Below are 10,402 nucleotides of genomic sequence, written 5' to 3' on the forward strand. Positions count from 1 at the left end.
GGGTGGCACTCTGTGCCACCCGCCCCTTCTTCGTGTACGCCCTCAGATCCAGCCGTCGAGCGGGACCTCCTCGCAGAGCCGGACGACCGGCCTGCGACCGGTCACCCCGACCCCCGAGGAGACCTTGACCCGGACGCCGGGACGCACCGCGTGCAGCGGTCCGTCGACGCGGCAGCGGACGGTGAAGCCCTCCGACATGTACACCGGCCAGAGGTCCGCGTCGGCCGCGGCGACCCCGCGCCGTACGGAGATCACGCCCTCGCCCTCGCTGAGTTCGGGGGTGAGCTCGGTCGACCCGCAGGTCGGACAGAGCAGGCGCTGGAAGGTCGTGGTGTGGCACCAGCGGCAGCGCTGGAAGTAGAGCTCGGCGTCGGCGCCCGACTCCTCGGCGACCGCGACGGCGGTCCCGCTCCTCAGTCCGGTGTGGAACACGATGGGTTCTCCTTGCACTCGGCGGCTCGACCGTGCATGGAGCCAAGATATGGCACTGAGTGCCATCAAATAAAGACCTGAGTTCCCTCAATTCGAGATACCGAGAACCCCGGTCGGCCCCCGGTCCGCCGTCGGTCACCCCTCAACTCTCGCCGAGGCTCGACTCCACCTCGCGCACCACCCGCCACATGGGGGTGGACCGCTTGGTGATGACCACGACGACGTCCTCGTTCTCCTCGGCCGGCGCGTCCGTCACCGCGTCCGTGCTCCAGGTGGCCCGCACGAACTCCAGGGCCCGGTCCACCTCCGCCAGCGGGTCGCCCTCGCCGCCCGAGCGCAGCCAGTGCCGCAGGGCGTGGTTGTGGGCGGCGACCACGGCGGCCGCGACCACGTTGGCGCGCAGGGTGCCGTCCCGGCGGTCGGCCCAGCGGGTGCGCAGATAGTCGCCGAGGGTCTTCTCGTAGCGCCAGACGACCGACAGCTCGTACGTCCGCAGTCCGGTCACCTCGCGGGTGAGCCGGTAGCGCTGGACGGAGAAGGTGGGGTTCTCGGCGTACATCCGCATGACGAGCCGGGCGGCGTCGCAGACCCGGACGACCGGGTCGTCGGAGTCGGCGCTCGCCGCGAGGAAGCGGGTCATGTCGGCGAGGCACTGCTCGTGGTCGGGGAAGACCACGTCCTCCTTCGACGGGAAGTACCGGAAGAAGGAGCGGCGGCCGACGCCCGCGAGCGTGACGATGTCGTCGACGGTGGTCTGCTCGTAGCCGCGCTCGAGGAAGAGCTGGAAGGCCGCGGCGATGAGGGAGTCCCGCATCGCGGGCTTCGGAGAGTTCGTCGAGGCTGTTCCCATGGTCCGAACCTAACACCAGAAACACCCGATGCGGCACTTGGTGCCGGTCAATTCCGGCACCGAGTACCGCATCGAGGGTACGGAGGGTCAGGACGGGCTCAGCGCGGGGCCATCCGCAGGGCGCCGTCCATCCGGATCGTCTCGCCGTTGAGGTAGTCGTGCTCGACGATCATCGTGACCAGCCGGGCGTACTCCTCCGGGCGCGCGAGGCGCTGCGGGAAGGTGACGCTCGCCGCGAGACCGGCCCGGACGTCCTCGCCGAATCCGGCCATCATCGGGGTGTCGACGATGCCGGGGGCGACGGTGACGACCCGGATGCCGAACTGCGCGAGGTCACGGGCCGCGGTGACGGTCATACCCGCGACACCCGCCTTGGACGCGGCGTAGGCGATCTGGCCGACCTGACCCTCGAAGGCGGCGATCGAGGCGGTGTTCACGACGAGCCCGCGCTGGCCGTGCTCGTCGGGCTCGTGCCGGGCGATGGCCTCGGCGGCGAGCCGCATCACGTTGAACGTCCCGAGCAGGTTGACGTTGAGGACCGTACGGAACAGGTCGAGGTCGTGCGGTCCCTTGCGGCCCAGGATGCGCGCGGAGGGGGCGATGCCCGCGCAGTTCACGGCGAGCCGGAGCTCGGCGCCGTCGGCGTCGATCGCGGCCAGGGCCTCGCGCACCTGCTCCTCGTCGGTGACGTCGGCGGCGAGCAGCCGGACGCCCTCGGGCAGCGGCCCGGCGGCCGCGACGGCCTTGTCCAGGTCGAGGCCGTAGACGGTGGCGCCCCGGGCGGCGAGCGCGGTGGCCGTGGCGGCGCCGAGGCCGGAAGCGGCGCCGGTGACGAGAGCGGCGGAGCCGGCGATGTCCATGGAACTCCTCGTTCGTGTGGTGCGGGTGGGACCCTGCCGCCGGGTTGGCCGTCGGCTCGGGCGCGTACTCGCGGGGATCGCACGGTCCGCGCGATCTGCGCCGCCCACCATAGAACCGCAGGTGGCGCCCCCGGAAGCGGAACCAGCAGCTTCACCTGCTTCGCGTCCGAGGACGGCACGGTGCGCGGCTTCCTGACACCGTCCCCCGCTGCCCCCTGGCCGAGATCGAGGAGGAGCTCGACGCCCTCGTCGCGCTGCCGGCCGAGCGGGTACGCGCCGGGCTGGACGAGGCCGCCCGGCGGGCCCCGCTCTCCGTCTTCGAGCAGCGGCTGGCCGACGCCCCGGAGCGGGCGCTGCCGGAACTTGCCAAGGCGGTGCTCGCCTGGTGGCGGGTGGGCGTGCGGCCGCACTGGCCGCGGATCCGTCCGTACTGGATGCCGATGTCGCGTACCGGACCCGGCGACTGGCCGAGGACGGCATGCGGGAGGTGTTCGCCCGACTGCACCCGTCCGTGCGCTGGTCGGACGGGACCCTCGTGTCGGCGGACCTGCCCGCGGGCCGGCTCGTCCTCGACGGAGGCGGGGTCACCCTGGCGCCGAGCGCGTTCGCGGCGCGTTGCCACCTGCTCGCCGGGCAGGCCGCCGCGCCTCCGTGCCTGATCTATCCGTCGCGGGCGGTCGGCACCCTGTGGGAGCGGCGCGACCGCGCCGGGAACGCGTTGGACCGCCTGCTGGGCCGGAGCCGCTCGCAGCTCCTCGCCCACTCGACCTCGCCGTCCACCACGACCGGACTGGCCCGGCTGACCGGGCGGAGTCCGGGCGCGGTCTCGCAGCACCTCGCCGTCCTGCGGGACGCGGGTCTTGTGACCGGCCACCGCTACCGCCGGGAGGTCCACTACACCGCCGGCGAACTCGGCGTCACGCTGCTGGAGAGGGACTGAACGGACCCGGAAACCCGGGGCGTCGGGACTGACCGGGATGCCGAGCGGCTGCGGAGAGCCTTGACCTCGGCGCGCAGACGCTCGTTCTCGTACGCCTCCCGGTCGTCCGCGCGCGAGGACAGCGCGGGATCGTGCTCTCACCAGTCGATGCCGATCTCCCTGGCCTTGTCGACCGAGGCGACCAGGAGTCGAAGCCTGATGGTCAGCAGCTCGATGTCGACTCCGACGACATCGAGCTGCACTTCCTGCCGCCGTACTCGCCCGAGCTGAACCCCGACGAGCTGGTCAACGCCGACCTCAAGCACAGCCCGCCCAAACAGCACCGGGCCCGGAATCAGGCCGAACTCGCCGCCGAGACCCGCCGCTTCTTCCGCCGACGCCAGCGCCAGCGCCAGCGCCAGCGCCAGCCGCACATCGTCCGCGGCTACTTCGGCGGCCCACACGTCCGTTACGTCCTGGACGAGAACCCCATGAGTTTCTGATCAATAGTTCCCCGTTTGCGACAGGCCGCGGCTGATGACGAGCCGCTGGATCTGGTTCGTGCCCTCGAAGATCTGCATGATCCAAGAGGGGCCGCCGGTTGTCGCAGGTCAGGGGCCCTCCATGGCCTCTGACCTGCGACGCACCGGAAACCAGGGGATGCAGCCTAGTGCCTCCGGATGCAGGCCGATGCACCGCACTCCTCAAGATCATCTCCCACTTTTCTCCCACTCCTCTCCCGCTCGACGCGAACGCCCCCGCTCAACGAGCGGGGGCGCAGGACGCTGGACGGAGAGGTGGCAGTAATTCCCAGCGCCACTACACGGGCATCAGGGACACGGCGGCTGCCGGCCAGCGCTCGGGACCACCATCACAGGGGCGCGGCGGTCAGGTCCCTCAGCCCGCGAGGCCTCCATACCCGCGCGGATCCTCGGTGGCGGTCTCGTCCCTCTCACTCCATCCCTCATATGGGTTCCCCCCTCCGCGCCGTGACGACGCGGACTTGTGTTGGCCGGAGGTGAACGCTCCGTAGGGAATCAGACCGCGCGGTCTGACTGGAGGATGCGCTTGGCACATGACTTCACCCTGAAGAGTGATCACACTGGTTTGCTTGTTCGGCACCCAGGTGAACGCTCCGTTTGGAATCAGACCGCACGGTCTGACTGGAGGATGCGCCTGGCACATGACTTCACCCTGGAGGGTGATCACACTGGTTTGCTTGTTCGACGCCTGTCCGAACCGCAGCTCGGCACGTAACACAAGAGGGCCAGCCGCACGTGCCACGGAGGTCGTCCTACGTGACCGCCAGATCGGCACCGAGCTCTAGGAGCTTGGGCAGCAGACCGCTGTAGCCACGGTCCAGGTGATAGAGGCCCTGGATGGTCGAGGTGCCGTCGGCCACGAGGGCCGCGATCACCAGGGCGGCGACGGCCCGGATGTCCTCCCCGGCCACCCGGGCCGCGGCGAGGGACGACGGACCGTGCACGGTGACGGTCGAGCCGTCGGCGGCGACGGCGGCACCGAAGCCGCGCAGTGGGCCGACGTGGCTGTCACGTGCGGTGTAGATCCGCTCCTCGATACGGGAGACCCCGGGGGCCTGGGTCAGGAAGGCGGTCAGCTGGGGCTGCACGTCGGAACAGGTGGCGGTGGTGATGGCCGTGTGCACGGGCCGGGGCCCCGCCGGGCAGCGCGTGAGCGTGCCGCCGTCCGAGTGCGGGAGCAGCTCGACCCCGGCGTCGGCGAGGACAGCCACCAGGACGGCAGGGAACACGGTGACGGGAACGTTGGCGAGGCGCACGGTGCCGCCCGTGATGACGGCGGCCAGGGCGAGGGTGACAGCCTCCAGCCGGTCCGGCGGGATACCGACGGTTCCGCCGGTGATGCGGTCGGTGCCGGTGACGTGCAGGGCGGTGGTTCCTTCCCACGTGATGCCGACCCCTCGGTCGCGGAGCATCGCGGCCGTCGCCAGCACCTCGGGCTCCCTGTTCGGGTTGAGGATGATGGAGGTGCCGGGCGCACGGGCGGCCAGCAGCATTGCGGTGACCGTGGCCCCCAGGCTCGGCCCCCACTTCTGCGTCAGCACATCGGCGGTGAACGGCGCCAGCCCCGAACCGGGCAGGCGTGCTCCGATGCGGGTGGCGGTGACGTCCAGCGAGGCGCCGGCCGCCTCCATGACGGCCAGGTGCCGGTCGATCCTGCGATGGGCGAAGGCGTCGCCACCCGGCAGAGGGAAGGACACCTGTCCGGCTCGGGCAAGCAGCCCGGCGGCCATGACGGCGGTGGTGCGGATGCGACCGCCGAGCTCGTCCGGGATGACGGGGTGCCAGCCGGACGCCGGTGTGACCTCGAAGCGGTCGCCGGTGATCCTGACCGGGGTGCCGGTGTGGGTAAGGATCTCCGCACAGACATGGGTGTCCAAGATCCCCGGGATACCGGTCAAGGTCAGCGGCTCGTCCACGAGCAGGGCAGCGGCGTACTGGTGGAGCGCGACGTTCTTGGAGCCCTGGACCGAGACAGCGCCCTCCAGGCGGCGCCCGCCGGTGACGCGGATGGCGCGGGTGTCGGTGGGGGGCGGCATAAGGGTCTGGGTCTGATCGTTCACGGTTACCTTCCCCGGGTGGCGTGGTGCGCGACGGAGGCCAACTCGCGGTCCCGGCCAGCACGGACGCCGGGACCGCGAGCAGCACGGATGAGGACTGGACGTTCAGCTGCTGTGTCAGGCCGCCGTCAGGGGACGCGCGTGGTTCCGGACGCTCAGGGCCAGGGCCTCGTCCAGCGGCACGCGGTCGACCGCCCCGTAGACGCGGTGGAACAGGGCCAGGTCGGCGGTGAACGAGCCGATCTCGTTGACGCGGGCGGCGGCGTGGGTGATGGTGCCGCGGCCGGCGACGCGGATAACCGCGTGGGCGAGGTCGAGAATGGAAACCGCGCGGCCGGAGCCGACGTTGACGACGGGCAGTAGCGCGGGGGCGTCCAGGATGCGGGTGAGCATGGTGACCGAGTCGTCGATGTAGGTCAGGTCCCGGGCCTGCCGGCCGTCGCCCTCGATCGTCAGCGGACGGTCCTCTGTGACGGCGGCGAGGAAGGCGGGTACGACGGCGTCGGCGCCTTCGAGGGGGCCGAACGTGTTGAAGAACCTGACGACGCCGATCTCGCGGTCACCGTCCAGGCGGGGGCGGTAGATGTTGACCATCTGCTCGGTGGCGACCTTGCCCGCCGCGTACGGGGAGCGGGGGGCGTACGGCGCGCTCTCGGCGAGGGGGCCGGTCTGCTCGCCGTAGACCTCGCACGAGGAGGCCAGCAGCAGCCGTCGTGCGGTGGAGCTGACGAAGGTGTGGATCATGTGGCGGTCGACGGCGACGTTGTGCTCGAACCCGCCGACCTCGAAGGAGGCTGGGACGGACTTGAGCGCGGCCGTGTGCACGACCGTGTCGATGCCGTCCAGGTCCCGGGCGGTCAGCGACCGGACGTCGCGGACCACCAGGCCCTTCGGGCTCGGCCGCCGGGAGTTGACCGACAGGTTGTCCAGCGGGGTGACCGCGTGTCCGGCGAGGCGCAGCGCCTGGGTGAGGGCCGAGCCGATGAAGCCGGCGCCGCCGGTGATCAGGATGTTCAAGGGTGCCTCCGCAGAGGAGTCGAGCAGCGGACCGGCCCGTGTGCCGTCCGTCTGCTGCCGCAACCGTCGTGCTTGGAGGTCCGGTTCGGGAGTCACTTCGGCGGCCCTCGCACACGGTGTGCGGGACCGGCACACGGCGTGCATCCGCACGCCCTGTTGCCGTACGGGGACAGGCAGTAGTGTCGTGCGTCCCGTCGGTGCGTAGGAGGTACCCATGGGCCCGAGCACGTGTGACTTAGGCAAGATCTTCCGCGACGCGCGCCGCGCCCTGGACCTGACGCAAGGTGAGGTCGGCCAGGCTGTCGGCTACTCGGCGTCGGCGATCTCGCGAATCGAGCGCAACAAGATGCGCGTGGACCTCGATACCCGCCTGCGCCTGGCTCAGGTGCTGCGCATCCCTCCGGAGCGGGTCAGCGGGTTCCCTGCCCCTGTGGACCCGGTGATCGCTACCGTGGGGAGCGTACCGATGCCGGATGAGGAGGACGCGATGCGTCGTAGGACACTGCTGGGGGCGGTCGCGGCCGGGGCATCGACCGCCGTCGTCGGCACGGGCACGGCGGCAGCCCAGTCCGTGCAACTGGGCCTGGACGACATGCTGTTCCACCTCCCGAGCGCCGAGCCCGCGCCGCTCCAGGCGCTGGCGTCCAGGACGGCAGCCGCGCGCGAGGCGTTCACCGCCGCCAGCTACAGCGAACTCGGCAGTGCCCTGCCCGGCCTGCTCTCCGCCGCCGAAGCGACGAGGGACGCCGCCGCCGGCAGGCCCCGCCAACAGGCATCCGCCATCCTCGCCCGCGCCTACGTCCTCGCCGCCGAACTCGCCTCGAAAGAACACTCAGACGCCGCATGGGTAGCGGCCGATCGCGCACTGGCCGCCGCACGGGCCAGCGGTCTGCCCATCCCCATCGGAGAAGCGTCCCGCGTGCTGGCCATCACAATGCGCCGCTCGGGCCGCTGCTCCTCCGCCGTCCGCCTCCTCACCCATGAGGCTGCCCAGCTCGACCCTGCCGAACAGCGCACCGGAGCTGTACGAACGACCCTGCTGCTCACGGCGGCGTACTCGGCAGCAGCCGGAGGCGACCGCACAACGGCGCTCGCTCTGCTCGATGAGGCCGACGAAACCGTAGAGCGCCGCCCACAGTCCCCCGGCGGGCTCTTCACCGTCGAGGCCACCAAGACCCAGGTTGCCGTCTACCGCATCGGCGTCCACACCACCCTCGGCACCCCGGACGAGGGCGTGAAAGTCGCGCGGGGCCTGAACGTCAGCCTCATGCCGAACGCCGAACGGCGTGCTCGCGCCTGGACCGACACCGCCCGCATGTGGCACGCCCTCGGCAACGGCGAGCAGGCATTTGCTGCACTGCGCCGCGTCGAGCAGGAGGCGGCTCAAGAAGTACGCCGACCTGCGCTGCGGGCGCTGACGTCGAGCCTGCTTTACGGCCCGACCAGTGTGCAGGGCCTGCGGGAGTTCGCTGTCCGCACGGGGGCCGTGCTCGCCTGAGGGCCGGCCCCGCCACGGCGTCGAGGGCTGATTCGCTGCGCGGTCACGGTGCCGGCGCGAACCACGCCTCGCGCTCGTCCTTCTCGACCAGCGCGATGAGCTCCCGCATCCGCTCGCTCATCGGCGGCAGAGCGTCCAGCGGGAACCATCCGACCTCCGCCGACTCGTCGTCGCAGACCCGAGGCTCCTGGCCCGGGTCCGCCGGACGGCAGGCGAACACGACTTCGAAGTACTGCGCGCGGTCACCGTTGCCGTGCCGTACCGGCGGAGAGTGCGTCACCGCCGCCAGTCGCTCGACCACCACCCGGACCCCGGTCTCCTCCTCCGCTTCCCGCGCCACCGCAACGGCTGGGTGCTCACCAGGCTCCACGATCCCGCTCAGCGGCGTCCACAGCCCTCCAGCGGACCGGCGTTGCAGGAGCACCCGGCGGTGTTCGTCACGGACGACCGCGACCACCCCCGGCAGCCAGAGCAGGCAGTCGGAGCCGACCGCTTTCCGTAGGTCTGAGACGAAATCAGGGATCATGCCCTCACCCTAAAGGCTGTCCCGTAAATGATCTCCGGGTTGTTTCAGGCATGGTCGGCTGCGGTGTGGCCAGCTGGTCTATCCGGCGAGGGCGAGGTTGTGCATGCGGGCGATGCCGAGCATGGCGTGGTGGACGCCGTCACCTCTGAGGCGGCAGTCGCGGAGGATCTTCCAGGTCTTCATCCGGGCGAAGACGTGCTCGACGCGGGCCCGGACCTGCTTGTGGGACTTGTTGTGCTCCTCTTTCCAGGCCGGCAATTCGGCCTGGCCGCGCTGCCGGCGGTGAGGGATGACGAGTCCGGTGCCCGGGTAGCCGCCGTCAGCGATCATGAGGGTCTTGCCGACTGCGGCCTTGGCGCCGGACTCCTCCCATGCCTTGCAGTCGTTGCGGTTTCCGGCGAGCGGTCGGCCGACCACGACGACCCTGCGGGTGTCGGCGTCGATGACGACCTGGTGGTTGGTGGAGTACCGGTAGTTCTTCGACCGCTCGGCGATCGTGTGGTCCCGGGTGGGGACCAAGGTGCCGTCGACGATGAGCACGGTGTCCTTGGCGAACCGCTTGCGGGGCTGGAGCGCGAGCATCGGAGCGAGGTGGTCGATGATCCGGTCCGCCGCCGACTTCGACACCCCGAACAGCGGCGCGAGCTGCCGCATGGTGAGGTTCGTGCGCCAGTAGGTCGCGACCAGCAGTGCCCGGTCCTCCAGCGGCAGGCTCCACGGCCGGCCCTTGCGGACCTCGTCCGCACCCTGGCGACGCAGAACCGTCACCAGCTTCCCGAAGGCGCGAGGGCTCAGCCCGGAGAACGGGGCTATCCAGGAAGATTCCGACGCCGTGGTCACACCAGCCATATCAAGATCGTTTCATGGGTGATCGGCGGCTCGGCTCGCCTCTCAGCTGCCGCTCAGCGGAGACGTCCACGTGGGGTCGTGGCGGGATCTCCTTGTGAGGTGGGCCAGAAGGTGTTCCGCCGCGATGGAGGCAGTGTCTTGCGGCGTGCCAGTTGCGGTCAGGGCGGCGATAAGCCTTGCTGATGCTGTTTCCTGCACGTCCGGGTCGGTGAGGAGGGGCAGCAGTAGCAGGAGGCGGGTGGCTGTGTCCTGGACGCCTTCGTCCGCAAGCGACGGATTGTCAGCGATCTGGGTCAGTTCGGACCAAGTCAGCCCAGCGCCCGAGAAGTCTCCGTCCCAGCTGGCGATCTGCTCGGCGTAGCTTCTTCCTGGATTGGTGATGAGATAGTCGGTGCCGTAGTCGCCATCCAGATTGCGGTAGATCACCACGGCTCCAGGGCCGTCATCTACTGGCACCCTGAATACCGGCCAGCGATCAGGATCGAAGAGGACCTCGGACAGGGCATCGACATCGGCGCCGTCCTCACCGAACCACTCCGGAACCGGGCGCTCGGCACACCCCCCGTCGCTGCACATCGCCAGGAGGTAGTTCGACCAGAAGCCCGGGTGGACCAGCAGCGACTCGCCCGGCACCAACGGGCCGACATCGTATCCCTTGATCAGCACCCCTCGATCCTGTCACCAGCCACTGACACGATCCGATCCGGGGATCGGCAACGGGGCGCCGTCCAGTTACGGGACAGCCCTTAGGGCCTGCCGATCATCAAGGTGTTGCTTTCAGAGCTGGGGCTCGTTGGTGTCGTATGCGCATCCCGGACGAGACTCGTGATCAACTTGCCGTGAAGTTCGCGG

The 10,402-nt window shown here is 70.3% G+C and carries 11 protein-coding genes; 3 read left to right on the plus strand and 8 right to left on the minus strand.

What is annotated here, in order from left to right:
• Nucleotides 1-42: 42 nt before the first annotated feature.
• The 3 genes from ACWFR1_RS39315 to ACWFR1_RS39325 form a co-directional block, all read right to left on the minus strand.
• Nucleotides 43-432 (minus strand): zinc ribbon domain-containing protein, encoded by a 390-nt coding sequence (locus ACWFR1_RS39315; protein WP_453560663.1) that lies wholly within the window; start codon nt 430-432, stop codon nt 43-45.
• A gap of 142 nt (nt 433-574) precedes the next feature.
• The gene (locus ACWFR1_RS39320; protein WP_453560666.1) at nt 575-1,282 is read right to left on the minus strand and encodes a TetR/AcrR family transcriptional regulator; all 708 of its coding nucleotides are present in this window, start codon (nt 1,280-1,282) and stop codon (nt 575-577) included.
• A 98-nt stretch (nt 1,283-1,380) separates the two neighbouring features.
• Complete coding sequence (locus ACWFR1_RS39325) at nt 1,381-2,142, minus strand: SDR family NAD(P)-dependent oxidoreductase (RefSeq protein ID WP_453560668.1); 762 nt, start codon at nt 2,140-2,142, stop codon at nt 1,381-1,383.
• Between the two features lie 385 nt (nt 2,143-2,527).
• Here ACWFR1_RS39325 and ACWFR1_RS39330 point away from each other — a divergent pair, with 385 nt between their 5' ends.
• Nucleotides 2,528-3,082 carry an ArsR family transcriptional regulator gene (locus ACWFR1_RS39330; RefSeq protein WP_453560671.1) on the plus strand — a complete coding sequence of 185 codons (555 nt, stop codon included), beginning with the start codon at nt 2,528-2,530 and terminating at the stop codon, nt 3,080-3,082.
• Nucleotides 3,083-3,213: 131 nt separating this feature from the next.
• Nucleotides 3,214-3,564 carry a transposase gene (locus ACWFR1_RS39335; protein WP_453560674.1) on the plus strand — a complete coding sequence of 117 codons (351 nt, stop codon included), beginning with the start codon at nt 3,214-3,216 and terminating at the stop codon, nt 3,562-3,564.
• Between the two features lie 791 nt (nt 3,565-4,355).
• Here ACWFR1_RS39335 and ACWFR1_RS39340 read toward each other — a convergent pair.
• Nucleotides 4,356-5,663, minus strand: a complete 1,308-nt coding sequence (locus ACWFR1_RS39340) for a UDP-N-acetylglucosamine 1-carboxyvinyltransferase (protein WP_453560676.1) — start codon at nt 5,661-5,663, stop codon at nt 4,356-4,358.
• 114 nt (nt 5,664-5,777) lie between these two features.
• Nucleotides 5,778-6,677 carry an NAD-dependent epimerase/dehydratase family protein gene (locus ACWFR1_RS39345; protein ID WP_453560678.1) on the minus strand — a complete coding sequence of 300 codons (900 nt, stop codon included), beginning with the start codon at nt 6,675-6,677 and terminating at the stop codon, nt 5,778-5,780.
• 214 nt (nt 6,678-6,891) lie between these two features.
• On the opposite strand from ACWFR1_RS39345, the gene ACWFR1_RS39350 reads away from it, so the two are divergent.
• Nucleotides 6,892-8,175, plus strand: a complete 1,284-nt coding sequence (locus ACWFR1_RS39350) for a helix-turn-helix domain-containing protein (protein ID WP_453560680.1) — start codon at nt 6,892-6,894, stop codon at nt 8,173-8,175.
• Nucleotides 8,176-8,218: 43 nt separating this feature from the next.
• On the opposite strand, the gene ACWFR1_RS39355 is transcribed toward ACWFR1_RS39350, so the two are convergent.
• The 3 genes from ACWFR1_RS39355 to ACWFR1_RS39365 form a co-directional block, all read right to left on the minus strand.
• The gene (locus ACWFR1_RS39355) at nt 8,219-8,701 is read right to left on the minus strand and encodes an NUDIX hydrolase (protein WP_453560681.1); all 483 of its coding nucleotides are present in this window, start codon (nt 8,699-8,701) and stop codon (nt 8,219-8,221) included.
• Between the two features lie 78 nt (nt 8,702-8,779).
• Entirely contained in the window at nt 8,780-9,550 is a 771-nt protein-coding gene (locus ACWFR1_RS39360; RefSeq protein WP_453560683.1) for a transposase, read from the minus strand.
• A 42-nt stretch (nt 9,551-9,592) separates the two neighbouring features.
• Entirely contained in the window at nt 9,593-10,216 is a 624-nt protein-coding gene (locus tag ACWFR1_RS39365) for a hypothetical protein (protein WP_453560686.1), read from the minus strand.
• Between the last annotated feature and the right edge of the window lie 186 nt (nt 10,217-10,402).

This window comes from Streptomyces sp. NPDC055103, from assembly GCF_053607625.1.

Excerpts from the sequence above, each read along its gene's own strand:
- ACWFR1_RS39320 (WP_453560666.1), bottom strand. The coding sequence starts at position 1,282 with ATGGGAACAGCCTCGACGAACTCTCCGAAGCCCGCGATGCGGGACTCC.
- ACWFR1_RS39325 (WP_453560668.1), bottom strand. The coding sequence starts at position 2,142 with ATGGACATCGCCGGCTCCGCCGCTCTCGTCACCGGCGCCGCTTCCGGC.
- ACWFR1_RS39350 (WP_453560680.1), top strand. The coding sequence starts at position 6,892 with ATGGGCCCGAGCACGTGTGACTTAGGCAAGATCTTCCGCGACGCGCGC.
- ACWFR1_RS39355 (WP_453560681.1), bottom strand. The coding sequence starts at position 8,701 with ATGATCCCTGATTTCGTCTCAGACCTACGGAAAGCGGTCGGCTCCGAC.
- ACWFR1_RS39360 (WP_453560683.1), bottom strand. The coding sequence starts at position 9,550 with ATGGCTGGTGTGACCACGGCGTCGGAATCTTCCTGGATAGCCCCGTTC.